A 23,190-nucleotide genomic window follows, 5' to 3' on the forward strand; every position below is an offset into this window, starting at 1 on the left:
ATTCCTGAACGAACACGCAGGCAGTTCTCCTGGCTCCAGTTCATTGGCCGCACTCGCCTTCCCAGCCCCGAAGGGCCAGTGGCATCGTGAGTGCGGCCTCCCTGTCACAGTGGCGAGACCGCGCCGGAATCACACCGGCTTCTCTGTTGGGCCCTGACGGGCACCTACGTGTACGTGGCGCAGCGTAGCAACGGGGAGAGCCAACTCGGCGTCGGTCATGGAAGCAGATGTGGTGACGCCGCCCTTGAACTGATCGTACCTACTGTCTATAGTGAATATAGACAGTAGGGGGGATCCATGGACATTGTGCTCTCGAACACCAGCGGCGTGCCGATCTATGAGCAGATCAAGGCCCAGATCAAGGCCGCGATCCTGCGCGGGGAACTCGCGGAAGGCGACGCCCTGCCCAGCATCCGTGGGCTGGCGCGCGACCTGCAGGTCAGTGTGATCACGACCACCCGCGCGTTCAGCGATCTGGCCGCCGAGGGTTTCGTCACCAATGTCCCGGGAAAGGGCAGTTTCGTCCTGCCCCGCGACTCCGAACTGGTCCGCGAGCAGGTGCTGCGTGACGTCGAGGCCCACCTCGGCAAGGCCATCGCGGCGGCACGGCTCGCGTCCCTGACCCCCACCGAGCTCCATCAGGTGCTCGACGCCCTTCTCACGGAGGAATCATGAACCCACTCGTGATGCACGCCATCACCAAGGACTTCCCCGGCTTCTCGCTGGGGCCCATCACCTTCGAGTTGCCCCGCGGCTACGTGACCGGCCTGGTTGGTGCCAATGGGGCCGGCAAGACCACCCTGCTCAAGATCGCCCTGGGGCTGGTGCACCCCACGTCGGGCAGCAGCCAGCTGATCGACCGCGAGCGCGTCGGCGTCGTCTTCGACGTCCCGAGCCTGCCCCGCAACTGGCGGCTCCGCGAGATTGCGCCCGCGTTGAAGCCCTTCTACCCGAACTGGAGCGACGCCACCTTCCAGCGGATCGCGGGCTGGGGTGGCCTGGAGATGGACAAGCGGGTCCACAACCTCTCGCGCGGCATGGGGATGAAGCTGCAACTGGCCATCGCCATGGCCCACGACGCCGAGCTGCTGCTCTTCGACGAGCCCACCAGCGGTCTGGACCCGCTGGCCCGCAGCGAACTGATCGACATGATCGCCGAGTACATGACCGACGAGAACCACACCGTCCTGTTCAGCTCCCACATCACCAGCGACATCGAGAAGATCGCCGATCATCTGGCCGTGATGAGCGCTGGCCGGCTGGTGGCCGGTGGTCCGCTGCAGGAGGTGATCGACGGCTTCCGACTGGTCAAGGGAGGGCGTGATTCCCTCGCCCCGGTTCAGCAGTTGGTGCTTGGTGCTCGCCAGCACGACGCCGGCTGGGACGGCCTCATGCGCACCGAGGACACCGTCGCGCTGCCGGATGGTGTGCTGAGCGAAGCGCCCAGCGTGGAGCAGGTCGTGATCGCCCTGGCCAAGGAGGGGCGACATGCGTGACTTTTCTGCAGACCCTTCCCGCAAGCAGAAAGGCTCGTCCATGATCAAGTTCCTCGTCCTGGACCTACGCATCATGAGGCCGGCGTTCCGGGCGCTCGGCATCATCCTGGGGATCTCGACGCTGGGGCTGGCGGCCGGAAACACCAGCTTCTTCCTCCCCTTCGTCACGGTCTTCGCGGTCATGGCGGTGATGAACCTGTTCGCGACCATCGAGCAGGGCGAGTTGACCCAGTTCCTCGGCGCACTGCCCGCCCGACGGGCCGACGTGATGCGCGGCCACTACCTGTTCGTGCTGGTGGCTGCAGCCGTGACCTTCCTGCCCTGGCTGGTCGCGTGGGTGGTGCACCTCGCCGCACCTGCCTTGGGGGTCGACTCTCCTCAAGTCTTCGGATGGTTCGCGGGGCTCGGCGGGGTGCTGACAATGCTCGCGCTGATGATCCCCTGCATCGTGAAGTGGGGCACTAGCCGGGGTGTTCTTGTCCTGGGGGTGATTGCGGCAGTGGGCATGGGCCTCACCGCGGCTGTCATCAAGGCCCTTGGCCCGCAGGCGCTCGAAATCGCCGACTGGTGGGCACTGGCGGCCTTTGCCGCGGGGCTGGCGGTGCTGGCCATCTCGCTGCCCATCTCAACCAGGATCTACCAACGCCAGGACCACTGAGCCCCGCGGCGTGACCCTGCGGGGCGGTCAGAGGGCGACGAATCTGGCCATGAGCAGGGAGACTGGTGTCATGCCCACGTACACGGTCCAGATGGCCACGACGCGTCTGTCGAGCATCCTGGAGGAGGTGGAGGCTGGGCAGGAAGCGGTCATTGTGCGTGGCCAGCGGCCCATTGCCCGGCTCGTTCCTGCGGTGTCACGCCGCTTTGGCCAGCTGGACTTCCACGTCTCGGACGACTTCGACGCGCCGCTGCCGGATGATGAGTTGGCCGCTTGGGAGTGACGTCCCTCCGGATCAGCGGGCCGCGTACTCGCCGTTCTCGTCGGCCTCCTGGATGGCCCACGTCGCCGCTCGCGCCACTGCTGCGCAGCCTACCTCGCCAGACTAGACCCGCCGCGCGGGGGCGCTCGGCTACCGTGGTTTTCATGACTCTTGCACTCGTCACCGGCGCCTCCGCCGGCATCGGATTCCAGCTGGCCTCGCAACTCGCGGAGCGCGGCTACGACATCGTCGGTGTGGGCGCCAGTGAGCGGATCAACCAGCTCGGTGAGCGGATCAGTGGCGTGGAGGTCTTCCCGGTGCAGGCGGATCTGGCTTCCGCCGAGGGGATCGAGCAGGTCTGGGCCGCCGTGGCGGGGCTCGGGCGTCCGCTCAACGTCGCCTGCCTGAATGCGGGCAAGAGCCTGGGTGGGGCCTTCCTGGACACCGATCTGGACGACGAGTTGCAGATGCTCGCCCTCAACGTCACCGGGCAGGTGCGGTTGGCCAAGCATGTCGTGCGGCACATGGCCGGGCGCAAGGCGGGCCGGATCCTGATCACGACGTCGTGCTCGGCGCTGACCCCGACGCCGTATGAGTCCATCTACGGCCCCACCCGCAGCTTCATGCTGAGCTTCGCCGAGGGGCTGCGCGAGGAGATGAAGGTGCACGGCGTCGGCGTCACGGCGCTGCTGCCGGGGGCCACCGCGACCGAATTCCACCACACGGCCGGCATGGACAACACCTTGTTCGGCTCGAACGACTGGAAGAACGATCCGGCGCTGGTGGCCCGTCAGGGGCTGGATGCGCTGTTCGCCGGCGAGGACCACGTGATCGGCGGGGACCAGGCCACCAAGGACGACGCCGCACTGAACCGCACCTTGAGCGACCCGGTGAAGGCCGAGAAGTTCGCCAGGGCCAGCCGCCCGGATGTGAAAGGAGTCGAGAAGTGACTGAGATGGATCGCATCGTGGACTGGTCGACGGGGGCGTGGACCAATGAGCCGGCTGATGTTCAGCGCGACGGCTCGTCGCTGCTGGTGACCGCCGTCGAGGGCAGCGACGCCTGGCGGACGACGTCCTACGGCTTCGTGCATGACACCGAGCATGGCCTGCTGACCGAGCTCCCGCAGGGTGCCGCCATGGAGGTCACCTTCCGGTTGGACTTCGCCGAACAGTTCGACCAGGCGGGGCTGTTCGTCCGGGTGGATGCCGAGACCTGGACCAAGGCCGGCGTCGAATTCAGCGACGGCGTCGAGGGCCTGGGTGCGGTGGTCACCCGCGGCATGTCCGACTGGTCGCTGGCGCCGGTGCCCGAATGGTCAGGCCGGGATGTCACCATCCGCGGCAGTCGCACGGGCGACGCGTTGACCATCCGCGCCCGCGTGGACGGTGAGGACTGGCGGATGGTCCGGGTCTCTCCCCTGGACCCGGACGCGGACGTGACGGCGGGCCCGTTCTGCTGCGCACCGACTCGCGCCGGACTGACCGTGCGCTTCGTCTCCTGGCGTCTGACCTCGGCCGATGCCAGCCTGCACCCGGAAACCTGAGGTCGGGAAGGCAGTCATTGCCATGGCGCGAGCGTAGAGCCACGGGGAATCAGGCGCTGATCCGCATCCACTTCCCGGAGCCGACGCGGTGCCGGACGATGACGAAGCGCGCCACCTCCTCCAGGCTGAGCAGCCCATAGACCCAGGGCAAGGGGAGGTGAAGAAGGAAGGCGCTGGCGAGGGCGAGGGGCACCCCGACGAGCCACGTGGCGAGGCTTTCGCTGAGCAGCTGGAAGCGGCTGTCCCCACCCGCCGGCAGGATGCCGCCCGAGATGACCTGATTGGACACCTTCACCACCAGATAGAAGGCCAGGATCCGCAGTACTGCCGTGGCCTGCATGGCCGTCGCGCCATCGACGGAGTAGAGGCCGACGTAGTGGGGTGCGAGGGCGAACAGTCCCGCGCCGATGAGAATCGCACCACCCATCCCCATCCGCAGCAGGAGCCGGGCGTCGGCGAGTGCGGCGTCGCGTCGCTGATGACCCAGGTGTTCTCCCAGGATCGGGATGGCGGCTGCCGCCAGGCCACCGGTGAGCCCGAAGATCATGCTCTGCAGGGGATAGGTGAGGGCCATCGCGGCCAGCGACTGTGTGCCGATCCGGCCGTAGACGCCGGTGTAGGTGTTCTCGCTGAGCACCCACAGCAGCTCGGTGGCCACTTGCGGTACGGCTGTCCCGGCGATGGCGCAGCTGGTCCTGCGGGGCAGCAGTGTCCAGCCTGCATGGCCGCCGACGAGGCGCACCAGACTGGCGATCACCAGCCCGAGCTCCAGCAACCGAGCGGACAGCGTGCCAATACCGGCGCCCAGCAGGCCGAGCCGTGGCGCGCCGAACTGCCCGAAGATCAACACCCAGTCCAAACCCAGGTTCACCGCGATCGCCGCCAGCGACGCGTACAGCGGCAGCCGGACGTGACCCATGGAGCGCAGGGCGGCCGTGCAGACGATGGTGAGGGCGGCTGGTAGCAGGGAGAGTGTCAGACAGCGGATGAAGGGTGAACTCACGTCGATCAGCTGGGCGTCATGGGTGAAGGGGCTCATGGCGGCCTGCGGGTTGAGGCTGCCGACCAGGGCCACTGGCAGGGCGAGGGTCAGGGCCGCGGCGGCGGCCAACAGGACGGTTCCCTTGAACTGTTCGGTGCGCCCGGTGGCGTGGTACTGCGCGGCATAGGCACTGAAGGCGGTTCCCAGGGTGGTGACGACGACGGTGACCAACATGCCGAGCTGGGCACCGATCCCCGTGGCGGCGACTGCCGAGCTGCCGAGTTGACCCACCATCAGTTGGTCGGTGAGGGAGAGCATCGCCATCAGCAGGCTCTGCAAGGAGATGGGGATCGCCAGCGCGAAGACGCGCCTCACGGGATCACCCCGTCGGGTGCGGGGCCGGTGCTGGAGCGCACGACCAGCTCGTGGGGGAGGATGATCTGGCGATCGCTGCGGTCCGGGTGCAGCAGCAACTCTCCCAGCAGCCGGCCCTTCTCGCGGATCGGCTGCCGGATGGTGGTCAGGCCCGCAGCGCAGGCGTCCGGCAGGTCGTCGAAGCCGGTGACCGAGACGTCATGGCCGGGGGTGAGGCCCCGTTCGGTCAGCTCGTCGAGCACGCCCAGGGCCAGCATGTCGCTCAGGCACAGCACCGCGGTGGGATGATCTGGACGGTCCAGCACCCGTGAGGCGGCCCGCTGTCCATGGTGGCGGGTATTCCTCGGGACGGTGACCACGTCGACGGACAGCCCGTCCAGCCCGTCGAGCACGCCCTGGTCGCGTCCCCACACCGGGTAGATCCCCTCGTCATCCAGCGCTTGCAGGCCTGCCCGGTAGTCCGCGGTGCTGAGCAGCCTCAGCTCGTGGCTGCCGGGGGCATCGGCGACGATGGTGATGCGCCGGTGTCCGAGGTGGCGCAGGTGGGCGGTGATGTCGAGACCGGCCTGACGGTCGTCGATGCCCACCCATGAGCCGTCCGCTTCCATCGGGTCACTGGTCACGACGCGCAGTCCACGGCGCCTGGCAACCTCCATCATGGGCCCGGTGGCGCAGACGCCCGCGAAGCCGTCGACGCTGGCCCGACGGATCGGGTCGAGGTCACCGTCGGGAATCGCCAGCAGCAGCAGGCTGGCTCCGGCGGGCTCCAGGACGGAGGACAGACCTCCCAGCCAGGTCACCGAGTAGGGATCAGTGAGGGCATGTTCGATGCCGGCGGTGAAGATCACGCCGAAGGCATGGGTGCGCCCGGAGCGCAGCTGGCGGGCTGACGCATTCGGGCCGCCGTAGCCCATCCTCTCGGCCCTCTCCAGGATGCGTTTGCGCAGGTCAGGGGACAGTTGGTCGGGGCGGTTGAAGGCATTGGAGACCGTCATGACGGACACTCCCATCACCTGGGCCACATCCTTCATGGTCACCATGATCGACTCCCCGCAGTGCTCTGTGCCCCGGTGCGGGCGCTCACTCCAGTCTGTTCTTTAACGTTAAAGTGGGCAATCGGGGTCCTCGGGCCCCATCTCCTGTCGAACAGCGGAACCGCGCCGTACTAGGGTCGATGGTCGGCCCCGGGGCACCCTGCGTGGTCCGCATCAGACAGGAGTTCCATGACCACACTGACATCGGGCAGCCCCAGCTGGGCGCTGGGTGAAGGCCCCGCCCGTCTGCTTGGCGACGACGGGCCGGCACGGCTGCGCACCGAACTCATGGGCACGCTCGAGCTGCGCACTGGGTGGCTGGCCTGCGTCGACCCCTACACGATGGATTCGCAGGTGGAGCTGGAGATGCCGGCGGGGGAGCACGAGGTCTACGTCACCGTGGCCGATGTTTCCGAGGAACAGGACGGCAGCCACTGCCGCAATTCCGCGCTCAGTCTGTTGCTGGCGCCCCTGGCGGAGGTCCGGACCTCGACGGCGAGGCTGGACACCCTGCTCGACGAGGACGGGGACGTACAGGCCGTCGGGGTGGATGCCGGGGTGGCCGCCATGATGGAGCGCAGCACCTTCCGGGCTCTCCACGAGTCGGAGCGTGACCACGAGGAGGCCACGGAACGCTGGCTCGAGCTCTCCGAGTCATCGGTTTCCGCAGTGGACGGATTCATCGACGACGTCAGCGGCGCAGGCGTGGTTGGCGTCGGCGCCGGCTGGGGCGACGGGGGCTATGCCGTCGTGCGCGCCTTCGACGCCAACGGACGCCTGCTCGCGGTGCACCTCGACTTCGAGGTCATCGACGGCCTCCGGCCCGAGGAACTGCAGGACGAGGATGACGAGTTCGACGACGTCGACCCCACCTCGCCCACCGCGCAACAGCCGGCCGCCCCCATCTCGGCGTCCGTGCGCGCCGTCGGGGCCGTACTGCTCCTTGCCATGTTCTGCCTCCCCGGCCTGGTGTTCTGGAAGCACGTCCACGGGCGTTCCGGCAGCGGGCTCGCCTGGGTTGCCCTCCTGCCGCCACTCGCGCTGAGCGCGGTGTTGGCCATGGGCCGTCGCCGTCGGGGTGACGACGGACAGGAGGACGACGGCGCCGTCTCCACCATGCTCTGGTTCGCCGGGATCTTCCTGCTGGGCGGAATCCTGCTGGTGGAGGTGTTCTGGCCGGTTCCGGTGCTGTTGCACCTGCTGTCCGGTGGCGCTGCCGGCATGGCCGTGAGCATCCTGCTGGGGAGCCGCGATGGCACCAGGACCAATGTTCCCCTCTGGGCGCACGGCCCCTTGGCGCTGGCTGGCTCATCGCTGCTGCATCTGGCCGCTTGGGGGCGGTTGCCGTGGAGCCCGCAGTTGGGTGCGTGGGCGGCGATCCTGCTGGGTCAGGCCTTGCTGCCTGCGTGGCTTGCCCTGAAGCCGCTGAGTGTCTTTCCGGAGTTCCGCGAGGAGCTGGGTGAGCGTTGGCCAACGGTGGACGGGGTGCATCCCCATGACGCCCTGGTCTGGCACGTGGAGGAGAGCCGGCGTGAGCTGATGGGCATGCGTGCCCTGGTCCTGGCGCTGGTGGGGGCGCTGGTCGTGGTGCCGCTCAGTGTGTCCTGGCCGTGGACAGCGTGGGGATTCCTGGCGGTGGTGCTGGTGGCGACGGTACGGGATCGCCTGCGACTGGGGGCTGCTGAGCGGGCGCTCGGGGAGCGCCGCGCGGCCGTCAGGCAGCAGCTTGCCCGGCTCTACCCGAACCTGCGGGCGCATTCGGTGGTCACGGCCGTCGCCCAGGTGCTCCTCGTGGTGGCCGCCTTTCTCTGCTCGGTCACACCCCTGGCGACGCTGGGGCTCTGTGCCGTCGCGTCGGCGCTGTGGGTGGCGACCCATCTGTGCCTCTCTGTTGAGCCCAAAGCGCTTGCAAAGTGCTAGCATTCCGATCATGACAACCCTCTATATTCGTGAGGTTCCCGAAGCGGTTGCCGAGACATTGAAGACACGAGCCGCTGCACAGGGACAGTCCCTGTCCGCCTACGTGAATGCCCAGCTGACCACCCTTGCGGCCCGGCCCAGCAATGCCGAGATCGCCGCCCGGCTCCGCACTCGAGATCGCAGCGCGGGCGTGTCCACCCAGCGCATCGTCGACGAGGTCCAGGCGGCGCGTCGGTGATCGTGCTCGATGCGTCGGCCATGGTGGAGGCGCTGGTCGGGGCCGCACCATCCGATGAGCTCTTGGGCCTGCTGGAGGGAGACCTTCATGCTCCGCACCTTCTCGATGTCGAGGTGATGTCAGTGCTGCGAGGTCTTGAACTGGGTCGCGCCATCCCCCCAGCAAGAGCGGAGCAGGCGCTGGACGACTACTGGTCGTTCGGCATCGAACGTTACGATCTCGAGCCCCTGGGCGGCAGGATCTGGGAACTGCGTCACCAATTCACCTCGTATGACGCCTCGTACCTCGCGCTGGCCGAGGCGTTGAGGGCACCCGTGGTGACCTGCGACCGCAAGCTACGGACGGGCGGTCACCGCGCAGACATCAGGTTGATGTCTGGTACGACTTGATCTGCGGCTGGCCGGCTCAACCCGGCGAACCCGCCGACGTTCTCACGGAACCCGGTGATCGACCTGTCCCAACCGACCCGCTCAGCCAACACCGTCGCCGGCATGTCCGGGTGGGAGTGATGTACCTCCAGATCAGCGGCCCGCGTACTCCTCGTCGGTGACGTGCTCGGCCCAGGTGACCACCTCGCCGTTCTCGTCGGCCTCCTGGATGGCGACGTGGCTCATGAAGCGCTCGGGGGCGGCGCCGTGCCAGTGGTCCTCCCCGGGTTCGATGTAGACCACGTCGCCGGGGCGGAACTCCCGAACGCCCTCGCGGGTGCCGATCAGTCCGATGCCGTCGGTGACGTAGAGGGTCTGGCCCTTGGGGTGGGTGTGCCAGGCGGTCCGGGCGCCGGGGGTGAAGCGCACGTGGGCGCAGCCGACGGCGGACTGGTCGTCGGGGTTGCGGACACCGTCGATGAAGACAGTGCCGGTGAACCAGTCCTCCGGGCCTCGGACGCTGGTGCCGCTGCTCTGGGTGAACTTCATGGTGCGTCCTTTCGGGGTGTCAGGCCAGGTGGGTACGGAAGAAGGAGTCGATCCGGTCGAAGGGGATCGCGTCGTCCTCGCCACCGTCGTAGAGGTCGCAGTGGTTGGCCCCGGGAATGATGACCAGCTCCTTGTTGTCGCCCTTCAGCAGCTCGAAGGCATCCTCGCCCATGTAGCGGGAGTGGGCCTTCTCGCCGTGGACCACCATCACGGCATTCTCGATCTCGTCGGCGAACTGCAGCAGGTTGGTGTTCATCCACGACAGGTTGGACGTGGCATTCCAGCCGTCGGTGGAGTTGCCGGAGCGCTCATGGAAACCACGCGGCGTCTTGTAGTAGTCGTGGTAGTCGACGACGAACTGCGGGGCGCCCTCGGGCAGCGGGTCCACCACGCCACCGGCCCGCAGGTACTCCCCGGAGGCGTAGTCGGCGGTGCGCTGCTCGGCCAAGGCCCGTCGGGCCTCCATCCGCTTCTCGGCGGAGTCGTCGACGTCGTCGTAGCCCTTGGTGGCGACGCGCGTCATGACGTACGGGGTGGACGCGACGGTGGCCTTGATCCGCGGGTCGATGGCGGCGGCGTTCATGGCGATGCCGCCCCAGCCGCAGATGCCGATGATCCCGATCTGCTCTGCGTCCACCTCATCGCGTGTGGCCAGGAAGTCAACCGCCGCGGAGAAGTCTTCGGTGTTGATGTCCGGCAAGGAGGTGCGGCGGGGCTGTCCACCACTCTCGCCGGTGAAGGACGGGTCGAAGGCGACGGTGAGGAAGCCGCGCTCGGCCATGGTCTGGGCGTACAGGCCCGACGCCTGCTCCTTGACCGCGCCGAAGGGCCCACTGACGGCCAGCGCCGGCAGCGGGCCCGTGGCGTTGACGGGGCGGTAGAGGTCGGCGGCCAGGTCGATGCCGAAGCGGTTGTGGAAGGTGACCTTCTCGTGGGTGACCTGCTCACTGCGGGGGAAGGTCTTGTCCCAGTCGGCGGTCAGTTCGAGGGTGGTTTTCATGGTGGCTCCTGCGTAGGGGTGGATGCCGTACAGTCAGCACTCTAGAAGTTGAAGTGAGCTTGAAGTCAAGGGGTCATGATGGGACACACGATCGGTGAGGTGGCGACGCAGCTGGGGCTGGCCACCTCCACGCTGCGCTACTACGAGGCCGAGGGCCTGCTGCCGAGCGTGGAGCGAAGCGCCGGCGGGCGGCGGCTCTTCTCCCAGCGCGACGTCGAGGCCTGCCGGGTGATCGAATGTCTCAAGGCGTCTGGGCTGTCGATCCGGCAGATCAAGGACTTCATGGACATGGTGGCCGAGGGCGACTCTTCGTTGCCCGCGCGCCTGGAGCTCTTCCGCTCGCGTCGCGAGGCCGTGCGCCAGCAGGTGCGCGAGCTGGAACAGGTGCTGGCCGTGCTCGACTACAAGGCTTGGTACTACGAACAGGCCGTCGCGGCCGGCACGGAGGCCGGGGTCGGCCAGCTGGGGCCCGACGACCTCCCGGCCGAGCACCGAGCAGCCAAGGAACACCTGGGCAGCCAGATCGGCTGAACTCCTGTCAGCCGAGGGTCACGCGACTCTCGGTGCACAACCAGTCACCGCCGACGAGCGTGAACTGCTGAACCGCGTGCAGGGGCCACGCCTGGCCGCAGCCGTCGGCTCGGTGGCCTGTGATGATGTCCCCGGCCAGCTCTGCCCGGTTGCCGTCGACGTGCACGTCAACGCCCTTCTCGATGACCTGGTGGTAGACGAATTCCTGCCGACGGATGCCGTCGAGCCACTCGTCCAGCGGCTGGCGGTAGCCGGTCATGTGGACCAGGACGGCGTCGTCGGTGAAGCACTCCCGCAGCGCCTCGGTGTCGGCCTCGTCCATCGCAACCAGCTGCCGCTTCCAGTTGTCCAGGATCTCGTCGCGTGGCTCGGTCATCCCGGGCTCCTTCCGGTCAGGCTCCACTGTCACCATAGGCCGCGCCGGCCAATCGAGGCGGCCAGCGTTTCCAACGCAGGATTGTGGCCACGTCCAAGATGGCACCAGTAGGTGGGGTTGGCCTCGGCGTCCCTGATCGGCACGCGGACGCGGTGGTCGTCGGCCGCCTCGCCTCCGACGATGTCGGTGATGAAGACCGGAAGGCTGGACTGGCGCACGAGCGTGGCGAGCGCTTGCGGATCCTGCACCAGGAAGTTGGCCCGGGGCATCCGCTCGCGGACCAGGTCCGCCCAGAAGCCGATCTGCGAGTGCAGCAACATGGTCTCGCCGTCGAGCTCACGCAGCCACAGCTCCTTCCGCGTGGCCGCCGGGTGCGCGGGTGGGACGGACAGTTGCAGATGCTCCGCGCCGCAGCGGAAACCCGCCTCGGAGCGAGCCGGAGGCGTGATGGTGATCCCCAGCTGCGCCTCTCCCGACGCGAGCGCCTGCTCCACCTCCGCGACGCCGGTCAAGCGGGACGCGATCGTCATTCCGGGAAGAGCCTGCTCGATGCGGGGCAACAACCGCCACAGCGGAATCGGGGCGCAGGAGACAACGTCGATGGTTCGCTGGCGGCGTTCGATCGCTGCCACCTCGTCGGTCATGGCCTGCACCTGATCCAGTACCGAGCGGGCGTGCTTGGCCACCGTCTGACCCACATCGGTGACCATCAGGGTGTTGGCGGATCGCTCGAACAGTGGCAGCGGGAAGGCACGTTCCAGCCGCTGCATGGAGCGGGAGAGGGCTGGCTGGGTGACGTGCAGTTCATCGGCCGCAGCGGTGAGCGTCCCCCACTCCACGACGGCGAGGAAGTGGCGCAGCTGCTCCAGGGTGACCATGCCTTCATGTTATGCCTTTATGCGCAGGATGCAGTTTTCAAGGGGCGATTGGCGAGCCACCATGGGTGTCATTGAGACCGAGCGTAGGAGCAGACCATGAGCGATGAACAGACTGACAAGCGGATGACCACCCTCAACAATGGGGTGGAGATGCCCCTGCTTGGCTTCGGCGTCTTCCAGGTGCCGGATGCCGCCGAGTGCGAGCGCGTCGTCAGTGAGGCGCTGGAGGCTGGATACCGCCTGATCGACACCGCCGCCGCCTACGGCAATGAGGAGGCGGTTGGCCGGGCCATCGCCGCCAGCGGCATCCAGCGCGACGAGATCTTCGTCACCACCAAACTGTGGGTGCAGGATGCCGGCGAGGCCAATGCCCGCGCCGCCTTCGAGCGTTCGCTGGAGAACCTGGGCCTCGACCACCTGGACCTGTACCTGATCCACCAACCCCTGAATGACTACTACGGCTCCTGGCGGGCGATGGAGAAGTTGAACGACGAGGGCCTGGTGCGCGCCATCGGGGTGTCGAACTTCTATCCGGAACGCCTGGTGGACCTGTGCCTGAACGCCCGCATCATTCCCGCGGTCGACCAGGTGGAGCTGCACCCCTTCTTCCAGCAGGCCGACGCTCTGGCGACGATGGACGAGCTGGGTGTCCGTCCGCAGGCCTGGGGGCCCTTCGCCGAGGGCCAGCACGGGCTGTTCACCAATCCAGTCCTGACCGAGATCGGCCAGGCGCACGACGCGACCGCCGCCCAGGTGGCACTGCGCTGGAACATCCAGCGCGGTGTCAGCGTGCTCCCCAGGTCCGTCAATTCCGAGCGCATCGTCGCCAACATCGACGTCTGGGGCTTCGAGCTCTCCGGCGAGGAGATGTCCCGCATTGGGTCCCTGGACCTGGGGCGCTCGGAGATCGTCGACCACTCGAATCCGAACACCGCTCGGATGCTGAACGGCTTCCGCATCCACGACTGACACCGCACCCAGACCTACGAAGGAATCATCATGACCCACGAGATCGCCGTCCTGATCGGCACCGGAAGCATCGGCGTCGCCATCGCCCGCCAAGCAGCCGTCGGCCGCACCCTGCTGCTCGCCGACCGTGACGAAGAACAACTCCAGGCCCGCGCCGAGGAACTGCGCAACGAGGGCTTCACCGTCGAGACCCAGACCGTCGACGTGTCCGATCGCGACGCGGTCGAGACCCTTGCCCAGAGGGCCGACGAGCTGGGCGCCGTGACCCGCGTGATCCACGCCGCTGGAGTGTCACCCAACCAGGCCAGTCCTCAGCAGATCGTGGCGGTGGACCTGCTGGGCACCGTCTACGTCCTGGAGGCCTTCGGGGCGGTCATCGGCGACCGGGGCTCGGGCATCGTCATCGCGAGTCAGGCGGGCCACATGGGTAGCTTCCCGGCAGAGCTTGAGCGGCAGCTGGCCTTCGCTTCCGCGGATGAACTGGCGCAGCTCCCGGCCCTGGCGGAGGTCTCCGATTCCGGGGCTGCCTACATCCTCGCCAAACGCGCCAATGCGCTGCGCGTGCAGGCCGCCGCCGTCAGTTGGGGAGACCGGCGCGCTCGGGTCAACTGCCTCAGCCCCGGCATCATCTCCACCCCGCTGGGCCGCCACGAGATGGAGGGGCCGCAGGCCGAGGGCTACCGCTTGATGCTCGAGACCTCACCGGCGGGGCGGATGGGCACCCCCGCTGAGATCGGCAACCTGGCCGCCTTCCTGCTCGACGAGCGCGGCGCCTTCATCACCGGCTCGGACATCCTCTGCGACGGAGGTGTCATCGCGGCCATGCGAGCCGGCCGGATCGGCTGACCCGGGCAGACGGCACGACGTTGACCTGTCCGAGCCGCCCGACGGTGGGAGTCCCAGCGGCTTCACCATCAACAGGCAGGGGTTCTGCTCGCCCCACAGGTCGGTCTCCTCCAGCGGTAGGAAGCCCCTCTGCTCGTAGAAGTGCCGGGTGCGGGCGTAGTTCACGTCCGGGTGCGAGGCGCCCAGCGTCTTCACCTCCAGGAGGGTGGCGCCGCGACGACGAGCGTCGTCCTCCACGGCCTGCACGAGGGCGGTACCGACGCCCTCTCCGTGGTGGGCTCGGTCCACCACCATTGGTGGCGAGCGATTTTTCGCCCGTGGCGGCGGCCTCTTCTCCAGCCCCGGCAGCGGGCCAGCAGCGCGCTCTCTTCTCCGCTGCTGCCGGTCAGTGCTGCATGTCCACGAAACGCGAGTAGTGGCCCTGGAAGGCGGTCACCACGGTGTCGGTGCGGCCATTTCGGTGCTTGGCCACGATCAGGTCGGCCTCGCCCGCGCGGCTGGATTCTTTGTCGTACACGTCATCGCGGTGCAACAGGATCACCATGTCGGCGTCCTGCTCCAAGCTGTTGTGGACAATGATGCCGTCGGCAATGAAGTTGTGCGTGCCAAGCACCGTCGCGTCGTAGACCGGTTGCTCTCCCAAGGGCTCGACGCTCTTGATGGCGTCCCAGTAGACGTCGCTCGTCGCGTGCCGATCCAGAACTGGGTCGGCGAGGAGCGTGGCCACCCGGCCGAGACGCTCTCGGCTCGGAGCGTGCTTCCACAACGTCGAACCACAGAATTGGATGTCCATTGCCTGGGCGAAGGCGCGATGGGTCATCCCCTGATCAGTCAGTCGACTACGCACGAGTTCCCAGACGTCGCGAGGCACCGTGTCGAGGTTTGTATTGGCACGCACATTGGCCAAGGCCAGGTAGACCTCATCGCACTTGGCCCCGCGGACGCCGTGTACCCCAATTCGTTCGCAGAAGACCTTCTGTTGCTGAACGCCATTGATGATCACGTGGTAGCCGTCGCGATACCCACTCTTCCGTGCTGTCTTGAGACGGGCCACGATTCCGAAGCGGAGAAGGAGGCGTGCGATGTCATCAGCGAGTCGACGGCTGGTGGTTGCGTAGTAGATCCGTGCTTGGCCAGCCTTGTCATCCCAACGCACAGATCCATCGGTGGCCCACAGGTGCCGCAGGAATGCGGCGACCTGGGCGTTCGGAGTCTGGAAGACCTGAGTGGGAACGAACTTCTCGTGACTCCGCAGGCCGAACAGTCCCAGCTCGTCCAGCCAGACCGCGACGGGGTTGCGCCGACCATGGGTGAGCCGGAAGGGCGCCGGGAGCCGAAGCGTGGTCACCCGGGCGGCCGCATACTCGTCGCGGACGCCCGTGATGCCGAAGCGTCGGGCTGCCGCGTCCGCGACGGCCTGGAGGTTCGCCTTGTCAATCGAGGCGTAGCGAATGGGTTGGCGCTTCACGAAGGAGCCGTCACCGATCAGGTGAGCCAGCAGGACGAGCTCGTCCTCGTCCATTGTCGACGGTTCTAGCGGCTCCGGGGCGAGTCGGGGGGTCGCAAGACGTGCCCCGGGAACAAGTTCTCCCAGCGGCATCCACCCATCCCACGTCAGGAAGGGATGATTTGCCGTCGCCTCGATCACTCGGCCCGACGTCAGCGTCAGCCGGAAGACCGGCTTGGTCCCACTGGGGAAGGCGTGCGTCATGGGAGCAGCAACAAGCTTGTGCTGCTCGTCCAACGACCACACAGGGATGTTCTGGGCCCCTGACTCCAGGAGCTCGCCCATGGTGATCTCGGCACCGGTGTCAGCCCGCAAAACGCGTGTGCTCGCGGTCAGACAGCCCGACTCGCGAAGGTCCGAGAGCATCGGCTTCTTGTCCGTGCGCTGCTCGGGGCCACGGTTCAGCTGGGAGAGCGCGATCACGGGGATCTGCAGCTCCTTGGCCAGCAGCTTGATCTGGCGGGAGAACTCGGAGACCTCCAGCTGGCGGCTCTCCACCTTCTTGCCCGAGGTCATCAGCTGCATGTAGTCGATGATCACGAGCTTCAGGTCATGCCGCTGCTTCAGGCGACGGGCCTTGGCGCGGATCTCCATCATCGTGAGGTTCGGCGAGTCGTCGATGAAGAAGGGCGCCTCGGAGACCTGGGCGGTCTTGCGCACCACCCGGCTCCAGTCCTCCTCGGTCATCTTGCCGCCACGGATGTGGTTCAGTGGCACCTGGGCCTCGGCCGAGAGCAGACGCATCACGATCTCGGTCTGGCTCATCTCCAGGGAGAAGAAAGCCGTTGTCAGCTTGTGTTTGATTGCCGCCGCCCGGGCAAAATCCAGGGCCAGGGTGGAGTTGTGGGTCGGGATCATCGACTCCGACGCCAAGTACAGGTGGCTGGGGTCATCAATCTGGACGCATCGGACGGGCACACTCTCGATGGCTTCGACATCGGTCACGTAACGAGCTGCCAGACTCCTTGCGCTTCGGCGACGTTCTTCGGCTCGAGCCCTCTTGCGTTCAAGCCTGAACGTCTCCGGGGGTGCGGTGAAAGTGAGCACATGAGCGACACTGTGAGCCGCGTCGCGCCCGCGGACGGTCTTGCTGGTTCGACCACAGCGGATCCCAAGGCTGACGATCAGCTCGTAAGCATCTGCGGCAAGCCTCGCGTCCGTGAGCACCAGCTGGAAGCTACCGAAGGGCAGCACCGTGCCGTCGGTGTCCATCAGCCCAGCCAAGAGTGCTCGGCGCTGAGCGGAGGAGCCACGGAGATAGTCGGCGGGAATGTGCTTGGCGCCCAGGACCCCGAGAGTTCGGAGCTGTGCCTGCACCGAAGAGCTTGACTTGCGGCATGTCGCACAGGTGTAGGAGCCGGTGAACGGCTTTCCACACATGCTGCAGAGCGCAGGCGCCGGGGCAGCGATGAAGCGCAGGCGCCCTCCGCACGTTCGTCCGCACGTGCGGACCCCAGCGGTCTTTGGCAGGAACGGTTCTCCACAAACCGCACATTCCCGTTGGATGATCCGCGGGCGGGGGAGAGCCAGACCGTAGAGGTAGCTGCCCTGCGAGGTCACCTGGTAGCCGGCTTCTGCCACGAAACGCGCGATCTCTGGGTCTGCCGACGTGAATCTCGCACTGTCCGTATGCCCATCACCAAGCCAGACGCCCAAGACATACGGATCCACCAAGAGTTCGCGCCCGGGTAGGTCCAAAGGCTTGGTCAACGGGACGGACCAGTTGCAACGGCCATCAGCAAGACGGACCTGCTGCGCCAGTTGCTGAGTGGTGTAGGAAGACGTGTGTGTGGCTCGCTGACTGCCATTGATCGGCTTCGAAGTGTGTTCCCACAGAGCGTTCACCATGACGTCAGAGTCGTAGGTTGGCTTGTTCCACATGTAGGTCCGGCGAGGTCCGATGACGAGCCGCGGCTCCTTGACCGTCGTGCCGACCTGCTTGCCGACCACATGCAGCGGATTCTTGAATTCGGAACCACACACCAAGGTGAGCTCATCAATGGTGAATCGCTTGCTCAGGGAGATGGTCCTGAGTCTGTCGAGGTGTGCCAAGCCGTCGTCACTGTAGTGGTGACGATCTGGACGCCTCTCCGGCTGCCGCCGAAGTGCCCGCGGAGCAGCTGGCCACTCGTGCTCCGCGTCGGCGACGATCTGGGTGCCGTCACTGAAGGTGATCCGGTAGCAGGGGCGATCCGTCATCACCTCGGTCGCAGCCACCACGCGCGTTGGGCGTCCATCGGCGGTCAGCAACTCGTCGCCCACCTGGACCTCGCCCATGGTGGTCCAGCCGGTCGGGGTGGGCAGCTTGGTGTCGAGTGCCAGGGCCTTGCCCACCGCAGGTCGCGCGGCAATGATGATCATCTGGCCGGCGTGCAGGCCGTTGGTCAGGTCGTCGAGCTCGGCGAAGCCGGTGGGCACACCGCTCATCTCGCCACCACGGTTGGCAATCGACTCGATCTCGTCGATCGCGGGTTCGATCAGCATGCTCAGCGGCTTGTAGTCGTCGCTGGTCTTGCCCTCGCTGACCTCGTAGATGGTCTGCTGGGCCGCGTCGACGATGTCGGTGACGTCGCCCTGGCCCTGATATCCCATCTGCGCGATCTTGATCGACGCCTCCACCAGCCGCCGCAGCACCGCCTTGTCCCGCACGATCTCCGCGTAGTAACCGGCATTGGCGGCAATGGAGACGCTGGAGAGCAGGTCGGCCAGGTAGACGTGGCCACCAACCTTGGAGATCTCGCCCCGCTTGCCCAGCTCGTCGGCGACGGTCACCGGGTCGGCCGGCTCGCCCCGGCCATACAGGTCCAGGATGGCGTCATAGATCAGCTCGTGCGCGGGCCGGTAGAAGTCCCGACCCTTCAACACCTCGACGACGTCGGCGATGGCGTCCTTGCTCATCAGCATGGCACCCAGCACGCTCTGTTCGGCGGCCAGATCCTGCGGGGGCGTGCGGTCGATCCCGCCGCCCTGTGGCGGTGCCTCGTACGACGATTCGCTCATCTGGGGCCCCCTCCAGCCGTCCACCGCGACACTGCCGCGCCGGGCCAACCTACCCCCGTCCGGCGTCGCCCACAAGCCGGTCCACAAGAGTTTTCCACAGGCCATGTGGACAACCTGGGGATGCTTGTGGAACACGCCGGGGTGTCGCTGTGGAGAACTGGGGATGAACGGTGGATGCTCGCCTCGGATGGCCGACATAACCGGCCCTGACTAGGTGATTCAAATATTTTCCCGACCTGTCGACAAATTTCCCACAGCGACTTTGATGAACAACCGGGGCGCTCGGGCTGGCTTGACAGATGCCCGACGACGTGTCTGCCGATGCGCCATCCACACCCGTTGTCCACAGGGGGTTGTGGATTGTGCGGCCGGATCCGGCGCTGACTGGGGATGATGCGCCGCCAGTCAATTCCGACGCGAAATGTGGCACCGGGACTTGGGTGGCATACCCAAGGGGGGTACCATCGTCGCCATGGAGCACGTCCATCACGGATACATCGAGAACAAGGATGCCTACCTCAACCGCCTGAAGCGGATTGAGGGGCAGGCGCGTGGGTTGCAGAAGATGGTTGAGGATGAGAAGTACTGCATCGACATCCTCACCCAGATCTCCGCCATGACCAGCGCGCTGGAATCCGTCGCCCTGGGCCTGCTCGACGAGCACCTCACCCATTGCGTGCTGCACGCGGCGCAGGAGGGGGGAGATCAGGCGGATCTCAAGATCAAGGAGGCCAGTCAGGCCATCGCCCGGCTGGTCCGCAGTTGATCTTGCTCGTCAATTCCCACACCACAAGGAGAAAACCATGATCACCAAGTACACCGTCACCGGCATGACCTGTGAGCACTGCGTCAACCACGTCACCGAGGAGGTGGAGGCGCTGGAGGGCGTCCAGGCCGTCGAGGTGACCCTGGAGGGCGGCTCGATGAGCGTCACCAGCGATGCGGAGATCGACTTCGCCGCCATCACCGAGGCCGTCGCCGAGGCCGGCGACTACACCGTCACCAAGAACTGACCCGCACCACTGCGAAAGGCTGCACCCCGTTGACCACCACCATCGAATCCCGCCCGGACGTTCGGCAGTCCGTCGAGTTGGACCTGCAGGGCATGACCTGCGCGTCCTGTGCCGCCCGGATCGAGAAGAAGCTGAACAAGGTCGACGGGGTGCAGGCCAGCGTGAACTACGCCACGGAGAAGGTGCACCTGCTCGCGCCGTCGAGCATCACCGTCCCCGAGCTGATCGACGTGGTGAAGAATGCCGGCTACGGCGCCTCCGTCCCGGTGCCCGACGCCGAACCGGTGGACCATGCGCGGGACCTGAAGCTGCGGATGATCCGCTCCTTCATCTGGTCCATCCCGGTGGTGCTGATGGCCATGGTGCCGCCGCTGCAGGTGCCCGGCTGGCAGTGGTTCAGCCTGGTGCTGGCCACCCCGGTGGTCTTCTGGGCCGGCTGGCCCTTCCACAAGGCCGCCTTCGTGAACCTGCGGCACGGCACCACCACCATGGACACCCTGGTCAGCCTGGGCACGCTGGCCTCCTTCGGTTGGAGCCTGTACTCGCTGTTCTTCAGCTATGCCGGCTACATCCCCTACAAGCACCCCTTCGAGCTGCACCTGGGGCACAGCTCCCCGGCCGGCAACATCTACTTCGAGGGTGCGGTGGCCATCATCAGCTTCCTGCTGCTGGGCCGCTGGATCGAGGCGCAGAGCCGGCAGGAGGCCGGCGCCGCGCTGCGCTCGCTGCTGGAGATGGGCGCCAAGGAGGTCTGCATCCTGCGCGACGGGGTGGAGACCATGCAGCCCATCGCCGCCCTGAAGGTGGGCGACAGCTTCGTGGTGCGGCCGGGGGAGAAGGTGGCCACCGACGGCGTCGTGGTCGACGGCCACAGCTCCGTGGACAACTCGATGATCACCGGCGAGTCCGTCCCGGTGGATGTCAATCCCGGCGACGACGTGATCGGCGCCACCATGAACACCACTGGCCGGCTGGTGGTGCGCGCCACCGCCATCGGCAGCAACACGCAGCTCTCCCAGATCAGCCGGCTGGTGGAGGCCGCCCAGACCGGCAAGACCCAGGTGCAGGCGCTGGCCGACAAGATCTCCGGCGTCTTCGTGCCGATCGTGCTGGCCATCTCCCTGGCCACCTTCGTCGGGTGGCGCCTGTACGAGCGCACCGGCATCGCCTTTGCCTGGTCCGCCGCGGTGGCGGTGCTGATCATCGCCTGCCCCTGCGCCCTGGGCCTGGCCACCCCTGTTGCCCTGCTGGCTGGCACCGGCCGCGGCGCCCAACTGGGCGTGGTGATCCGGGGCCCGCACGCTTTGGAGCAGGCCCGCTCCATCGGCACCGTGATCATGGACAAGACCGGCACCATCACCACCGGCCAGATGAATGTGGCCGACGTGCACCCCGCCGCCGGGACCGACCCCGACGAGCTGCTGCGGATGGCGGGGGCGCTGGAGGCTCACTCCGAGCACCCGATTGGCCAGGCCATCACCCGGCGCGCCGTTCAGCTGGGCGGGGACCAGCCGTCGGTCACTGACTTCGCCAGCCAACCCGGCAACGGGGTCCGCGCCCGGGTGGCCGGGGTGGAGGCGCTGGCCGGGAACCCCGCCCTGCTGGCCAACGCGGGAATCACCATCCCCGAGGAACTGGCCCGCGCCGTCGACGAGGGCAGCGCCCTGGGGCGGACAGTCGTCCTGGTGGCCTGGGATGGCCGGGCCCGCGGCGCCATCGCCGTCAGCGACACCATCAAGCCCACCAGCAAGGCCGCCATCGCCGAGATGAAGAAGCTCGGGCTGCGCACCGTGATGCTCACCGGGGACAACGAGCGGGCAGCCCGTGCGATGGCCGACGGCCTGGAGATCGACGAGGTGCATGCCGGGGTGCTGCCGGCGGACAAGGTGGCGGTGGTGGAGGCGGCCCAGCGCGACGGCCGCCAGGTGGCGATGGTGGGCGACGGGGTGAACGACGCCGCCGCCCTGGCCCAGTCCGACCTGGGGATCGCGATGGGCTCCGGCACCGATGCCGCGATCGCCGCCGGCGACGTCACGCTGATGCGCCCGGACCTGATGCTGGCGGTGGACGCCATCCGGCTCAGCCGCCGCACCCTGGCCACCATCAAGCAGAACCTGTTCTGGGCCTTCTTCTACAACCTGGTCTCCATTCCGGTGGCCGCGGCGGGCTACATGAACCCGATGTTCGCGGGGGCTGCGATGGCGCTGAGCTCGGTCTTCGTCGTGCTGAACAGCCTCCGGCTCCGGACCTTCCGGCCGCTGGCGGGCTGACGCCGGCGTCACCCGCCGCCGTCACCCCGGTCACCCGGACAATCACCCAGATGTCTCAGGAGCTGACCGGACACAGTGACACGATGGAAGTGTTGCGGGGCCTCGGGGCTGCTCGGGGGAGTGGCGAGTCCCCGTGACGCACACCGGCCGGGCCAGCTCCTTGGGGAGCGGCCCGGCCGTCGTGTCTTCCGGTGGGGCAGTGGATCAGCGGCCGTAGGTGGCCTTGGCCTTCTCCAGCGCCGCCACATAGCCGGCCCGCTCGTAGGCCTCGGCCTCGACGTCCGCCGGGATGGCCAACAGCCCACGGGCCTGCTCCAGGGTGAGCTCCTTGCGCTTGAGCCAGCTGGCCAGGCCGGCATTGAGCTGGGCCGCGTAGCCCGCCCCGTGCCGCACCAGCGCGGAGGTGGTCATCACCACGTCGGCGCCGGCCAGCAGGTACTTCACCACGTCGTCCGCGGTCTCGACGCCCGTCGTCGCCGCCAGGCTGGCCTGCACCCGGCCCCGCAGCGCGGCAATCCAGGTGCGCGGTAGGCGCGCCTCCGACGGCTGGGAGAGCTCCAGCCCGGCGACGACCTCCAGCTTCTCGATGTCCACGTCGGGCTGCAGGAAGCGGTTGAACAGCACCAGACCGTCGGCGCCCGCCTGGTCCAGCTCGACGGCCAGGTGCCCGAAGGAACTGAAGTAGGGGGAGAGCTTCATGGCCACCGGCACGCTCACCGCCTGCTTGACGCCCTGCAGGATCTCCAGGTGGCGCTTCTCCACGTCGCTGCCGGGGGTGGTGACGTCACCGGGAACCAGGTAGACATTCAGCTCGATGGCCGCGGCGCCGGCATCCTGCATCCGCCTGGCGACGTCCACCCACCCGCCGTGGGTGGCCCCGTTCACCGACGCAATCAGCGGGATGTCCAGTGCGTTGGCACCGGCCTCCAGCAGCTCCAGGTAGCGGCTGGTCAGCCCGCCGACATTGGAGGCCGGGGTGGGGAAGTAGGTCTGCGCCTCGGAGAAGCTCTCCTCGTGCAGGGCGGTCATCGCCTCCGCCCGGGCGGCCTCGTGGCGCAGCTGCTCCTCGAACAGCGAGTACATCACGATGGCGCCCACACCGCCGTCGGCCAGCTGCTGCATCCCGTCGACGCTCTGGGAGAGCGGTCCGGCCGAGGCCACCACCGGGCTGCTGAGCTGCAACCCGAGGTAGCTCGTGGTCAGGTCCACCCCGTCGACGCTCGGCGCCGGGGCCCCGGGCTCGGGGGTGTGCTGGGTGGGACGGATGGGCACCACGCCGGGGCGCAGCTGGTCCGTCGCATTGGACCCCGCGGCCGCCTTCGCGGCGGCGGAGGCGATCGCGGCCTTGAGGGCCTCGTCCATCTCGGGCATG

23 protein-coding genes, 1 pseudogene and 1 riboswitch are annotated in these 23,190 nt (G+C 67.4%); of the genes and pseudogenes, 15 read left to right on the top strand and 9 right to left on the bottom strand.

Annotated elements, in window-relative coordinates; all coding sequences use genetic code 11:
* Positions 1-2: 2 nt before the first annotated feature.
* A riboswitch (cobalamin riboswitch) is annotated at positions 3-183 on the bottom strand.
* Between the two features lie 114 nt (positions 184-297).
* From AAEX60_RS02225 to AAEX60_RS02250, 6 genes are all read left to right on the top strand, one after another.
* On the top strand, positions 298-675 hold the full coding sequence (locus AAEX60_RS02225; protein WP_342100851.1) for a GntR family transcriptional regulator: 378 nt from the start codon (positions 298-300) through the stop codon (positions 673-675).
* Positions 672-1,496 carry an ABC transporter ATP-binding protein gene (locus tag AAEX60_RS02230; RefSeq protein ID WP_342100852.1) on the top strand — a complete coding sequence of 275 codons (825 nt, stop codon included), beginning with the start codon at positions 672-674 and terminating at the stop codon, positions 1,494-1,496. The genes AAEX60_RS02225 and AAEX60_RS02230 overlap by 4 nt, the downstream gene beginning before the upstream one ends.
* A 40-nt stretch (positions 1,497-1,536) precedes the next feature.
* Entirely contained in the window at positions 1,537-2,154 is a 618-nt protein-coding gene (locus AAEX60_RS02235; RefSeq protein WP_342100854.1) for an ABC-2 transporter permease, read from the top strand.
* 70 nt (positions 2,155-2,224) lie between these two features.
* On the top strand, positions 2,225-2,437 hold the full coding sequence (locus AAEX60_RS02240; protein ID WP_342100855.1) for a type II toxin-antitoxin system Phd/YefM family antitoxin: 213 nt from the start codon (positions 2,225-2,227) through the stop codon (positions 2,435-2,437).
* A gap of 143 nt (positions 2,438-2,580) precedes the next feature.
* Positions 2,581-3,366 (top strand): SDR family NAD(P)-dependent oxidoreductase, encoded by a 786-nt coding sequence (locus AAEX60_RS02245; protein ID WP_342100856.1) that lies wholly within the window; start codon positions 2,581-2,583, stop codon positions 3,364-3,366.
* A 5-nt stretch (positions 3,367-3,371) separates the two neighbouring features.
* Positions 3,372-3,962, top strand: coding sequence for a DUF1349 domain-containing protein (locus tag AAEX60_RS02250; protein ID WP_342100946.1), 591 nt, complete (start codon positions 3,372-3,374; stop codon positions 3,960-3,962).
* Positions 3,963-4,011: 49 nt separating this feature from the next.
* Here the strand turns inward: AAEX60_RS02250 and AAEX60_RS02255 are convergent, their stop codons facing one another.
* A complete protein-coding gene (locus tag AAEX60_RS02255; protein WP_342100857.1) occupies positions 4,012-5,319 on the bottom strand; it encodes an MATE family efflux transporter in 1,308 nt (435 codons plus the stop codon).
* Positions 5,316-6,359 (bottom strand): LacI family DNA-binding transcriptional regulator, encoded by a 1,044-nt coding sequence (locus AAEX60_RS02260; RefSeq protein WP_342100859.1) that lies wholly within the window; start codon positions 6,357-6,359, stop codon positions 5,316-5,318. The genes AAEX60_RS02255 and AAEX60_RS02260 overlap by 4 nt, the downstream gene beginning before the upstream one ends.
* Positions 6,360-6,542: 183 nt before the next feature.
* Between AAEX60_RS02260 and AAEX60_RS02265 the strand changes: the two genes are divergently transcribed.
* The 3 genes from AAEX60_RS02265 to AAEX60_RS02275 are packed head-to-tail and all read left to right on the top strand — an operon-like array spanning position 6,543 to position 8,900.
* The gene (locus AAEX60_RS02265; RefSeq protein ID WP_342100861.1) at positions 6,543-8,273 is read left to right on the top strand and encodes a DUF4241 domain-containing protein; all 1,731 of its coding nucleotides are present in this window, start codon (positions 6,543-6,545) and stop codon (positions 8,271-8,273) included.
* A 10-nt stretch (positions 8,274-8,283) separates the two neighbouring features.
* Entirely contained in the window at positions 8,284-8,511 is a 228-nt protein-coding gene (locus tag AAEX60_RS02270; RefSeq protein WP_342100863.1) for a FitA-like ribbon-helix-helix domain-containing protein, read from the top strand.
* Positions 8,508-8,900 carry a type II toxin-antitoxin system VapC family toxin gene (locus AAEX60_RS02275; protein WP_342100865.1) on the top strand — a complete coding sequence of 131 codons (393 nt, stop codon included), beginning with the start codon at positions 8,508-8,510 and terminating at the stop codon, positions 8,898-8,900. Before AAEX60_RS02270 ends, AAEX60_RS02275 begins: the two co-directional genes overlap by 4 nt.
* Positions 8,901-9,032: 132 nt before the next feature.
* Here AAEX60_RS02275 and AAEX60_RS02280 read toward each other — a convergent pair whose 3' ends face one another.
* Both AAEX60_RS02280 and AAEX60_RS02285 read right to left on the bottom strand, forming a co-directional pair.
* Positions 9,033-9,428, bottom strand: coding sequence for a (R)-mandelonitrile lyase (locus AAEX60_RS02280; RefSeq protein ID WP_342100866.1), 396 nt, complete (start codon positions 9,426-9,428; stop codon positions 9,033-9,035).
* A gap of 19 nt (positions 9,429-9,447) precedes the next feature.
* Positions 9,448-10,428, bottom strand: coding sequence for an alpha/beta hydrolase (locus tag AAEX60_RS02285; RefSeq protein WP_342100868.1), 981 nt, complete (start codon positions 10,426-10,428; stop codon positions 9,448-9,450).
* Positions 10,429-10,506: 78 nt separating this feature from the next.
* Here AAEX60_RS02285 and AAEX60_RS02290 point away from each other — a divergent pair, with 78 nt between their 5' ends.
* Positions 10,507-10,959, top strand: a complete 453-nt coding sequence (locus tag AAEX60_RS02290) for a MerR family transcriptional regulator (RefSeq protein WP_342100869.1) — start codon at positions 10,507-10,509, stop codon at positions 10,957-10,959.
* Positions 10,960-10,966: 7 nt separating this feature from the next.
* On the opposite strand, the gene AAEX60_RS02295 is transcribed toward AAEX60_RS02290, so the two are convergent.
* Positions 10,967-11,335: a nuclear transport factor 2 family protein gene (locus tag AAEX60_RS02295; RefSeq protein WP_342100871.1), complete on the bottom strand. Its 369-nt coding sequence runs from the start codon at positions 11,333-11,335 to the stop codon at positions 10,967-10,969.
* Positions 11,336-11,364: 29 nt separating this feature from the next.
* Entirely contained in the window at positions 11,365-12,213 is an 849-nt protein-coding gene (locus tag AAEX60_RS02300) for a LysR family transcriptional regulator (protein ID WP_342100872.1), read from the bottom strand.
* 96 nt (positions 12,214-12,309) lie between these two features.
* Between AAEX60_RS02300 and AAEX60_RS02305 the strand changes: the two genes are divergently transcribed.
* Together AAEX60_RS02305 and AAEX60_RS02310 are read left to right on the top strand one after the other, a co-directional pair.
* Positions 12,310-13,182: an aldo/keto reductase gene (locus tag AAEX60_RS02305; protein WP_342100874.1), complete on the top strand. Its 873-nt coding sequence runs from the start codon at positions 12,310-12,312 to the stop codon at positions 13,180-13,182.
* 30 nt (positions 13,183-13,212) lie between these two features.
* Positions 13,213-14,028, top strand: a complete 816-nt coding sequence (locus AAEX60_RS02310) for an SDR family oxidoreductase (RefSeq protein WP_342100876.1) — start codon at positions 13,213-13,215, stop codon at positions 14,026-14,028.
* Positions 14,029-14,160: 132 nt separating this feature from the next.
* Here the strand turns inward: AAEX60_RS02310 and AAEX60_RS02315 are convergent.
* Together AAEX60_RS02315 and AAEX60_RS02320 are read right to left on the bottom strand one after the other, a co-directional pair.
* Positions 14,161-14,322: pseudogene (locus AAEX60_RS02315) on the bottom strand (GNAT family N-acetyltransferase); the annotation flags it as partial.
* A gap of 91 nt (positions 14,323-14,413) precedes the next feature.
* On the bottom strand, positions 14,414-18,733 hold the full coding sequence (locus tag AAEX60_RS02320) for a replicative DNA helicase (protein WP_446721232.1): 4,320 nt from the start codon (positions 18,731-18,733) through the stop codon (positions 14,414-14,416).
* A gap of 274 nt (positions 18,734-19,007) precedes the next feature.
* Between AAEX60_RS02320 and AAEX60_RS02325 the strand changes: the two genes are divergently transcribed.
* Genes AAEX60_RS02325 through AAEX60_RS02335 form a run of 3 tightly spaced genes read left to right on the top strand, consistent with a single transcriptional unit; the run spans position 19,008 to position 21,818 of the window.
* Complete coding sequence (locus tag AAEX60_RS02325) at positions 19,008-19,301, top strand: metal-sensitive transcriptional regulator (RefSeq protein ID WP_342100881.1); 294 nt, start codon at positions 19,008-19,010, stop codon at positions 19,299-19,301.
* A 37-nt stretch (positions 19,302-19,338) separates the two neighbouring features.
* Positions 19,339-19,548 (top strand): heavy-metal-associated domain-containing protein, encoded by a 210-nt coding sequence (locus AAEX60_RS02330; protein WP_342100884.1) that lies wholly within the window; start codon positions 19,339-19,341, stop codon positions 19,546-19,548.
* The gene (locus AAEX60_RS02335; protein ID WP_446721235.1) at positions 19,545-21,818 is read left to right on the top strand and encodes a heavy metal translocating P-type ATPase; all 2,274 of its coding nucleotides are present in this window, start codon (positions 19,545-19,547) and stop codon (positions 21,816-21,818) included. The genes AAEX60_RS02330 and AAEX60_RS02335 overlap by 4 nt, the downstream gene beginning before the upstream one ends.
* Before the next feature lie 204 nt (positions 21,819-22,022).
* On the opposite strand, the gene AAEX60_RS02340 is transcribed toward AAEX60_RS02335, so the two are convergent.
* A complete protein-coding gene (locus AAEX60_RS02340; protein ID WP_342100885.1) occupies positions 22,023-23,189 on the bottom strand; it encodes a dihydroorotate dehydrogenase-like protein in 1,167 nt (388 codons plus the stop codon).
* Position 23,190: the final 1 nt, after the last annotated feature.

The organism is Luteococcus sp. H101 (assembly GCF_038433155.1).
In the GTDB taxonomy this organism is placed as follows: domain Bacteria; phylum Actinomycetota; class Actinomycetes; order Propionibacteriales; family Propionibacteriaceae; genus Luteococcus.

Excerpts from the sequence above, each read along its gene's own strand:
- AAEX60_RS02225 (WP_342100851.1), top strand. The coding sequence starts at position 298 with ATGGACATTGTGCTCTCGAACACCAGCGGCGTGCCGATCTATGAGCAG.
- AAEX60_RS02230 (WP_342100852.1), top strand. The coding sequence starts at position 672 with ATGAACCCACTCGTGATGCACGCCATCACCAAGGACTTCCCCGGCTTC.
- AAEX60_RS02235 (WP_342100854.1), top strand. The coding sequence starts at position 1,537 with ATGATCAAGTTCCTCGTCCTGGACCTACGCATCATGAGGCCGGCGTTC.
- AAEX60_RS02240 (WP_342100855.1), top strand. The coding sequence starts at position 2,225 with ATGCCCACGTACACGGTCCAGATGGCCACGACGCGTCTGTCGAGCATC.
- AAEX60_RS02245 (WP_342100856.1), top strand. The coding sequence starts at position 2,581 with ATGACTCTTGCACTCGTCACCGGCGCCTCCGCCGGCATCGGATTCCAG.
- AAEX60_RS02250 (WP_342100946.1), top strand. The coding sequence starts at position 3,372 with ATGGATCGCATCGTGGACTGGTCGACGGGGGCGTGGACCAATGAGCCG.
- AAEX60_RS02260 (WP_342100859.1), bottom strand. The coding sequence starts at position 6,359 with ATGGTGACCATGAAGGATGTGGCCCAGGTGATGGGAGTGTCCGTCATG.
- AAEX60_RS02265 (WP_342100861.1), top strand. The coding sequence starts at position 6,543 with ATGACCACACTGACATCGGGCAGCCCCAGCTGGGCGCTGGGTGAAGGC.
- AAEX60_RS02270 (WP_342100863.1), top strand. The coding sequence starts at position 8,284 with ATGACAACCCTCTATATTCGTGAGGTTCCCGAAGCGGTTGCCGAGACA.
- AAEX60_RS02280 (WP_342100866.1), bottom strand. The coding sequence starts at position 9,428 with ATGAAGTTCACCCAGAGCAGCGGCACCAGCGTCCGAGGCCCGGAGGAC.
- AAEX60_RS02285 (WP_342100868.1), bottom strand. The coding sequence starts at position 10,428 with ATGAAAACCACCCTCGAACTGACCGCCGACTGGGACAAGACCTTCCCC.
- AAEX60_RS02290 (WP_342100869.1), top strand. The coding sequence starts at position 10,507 with ATGGGACACACGATCGGTGAGGTGGCGACGCAGCTGGGGCTGGCCACC.
- AAEX60_RS02295 (WP_342100871.1), bottom strand. The coding sequence starts at position 11,335 with ATGACCGAGCCACGCGACGAGATCCTGGACAACTGGAAGCGGCAGCTG.
- AAEX60_RS02300 (WP_342100872.1), bottom strand. The coding sequence starts at position 12,213 with ATGGTCACCCTGGAGCAGCTGCGCCACTTCCTCGCCGTCGTGGAGTGG.
- AAEX60_RS02305 (WP_342100874.1), top strand. The coding sequence starts at position 12,310 with ATGAGCGATGAACAGACTGACAAGCGGATGACCACCCTCAACAATGGG.
- AAEX60_RS02310 (WP_342100876.1), top strand. The coding sequence starts at position 13,213 with ATGACCCACGAGATCGCCGTCCTGATCGGCACCGGAAGCATCGGCGTC.
- AAEX60_RS02320 (WP_446721232.1), bottom strand. The coding sequence starts at position 18,733 with ATGTCGGCCATCCGAGGCGAGCATCCACCGTTCATCCCCAGTTCTCCA.
- AAEX60_RS02325 (WP_342100881.1), top strand. The coding sequence starts at position 19,008 with ATGGAGCACGTCCATCACGGATACATCGAGAACAAGGATGCCTACCTC.
- AAEX60_RS02330 (WP_342100884.1), top strand. The coding sequence starts at position 19,339 with ATGATCACCAAGTACACCGTCACCGGCATGACCTGTGAGCACTGCGTC.
- AAEX60_RS02340 (WP_342100885.1), bottom strand. The coding sequence starts at position 23,189 with ATGCCCGAGATGGACGAGGCCCTCAAGGCCGCGATCGCCTCCGCCGCC.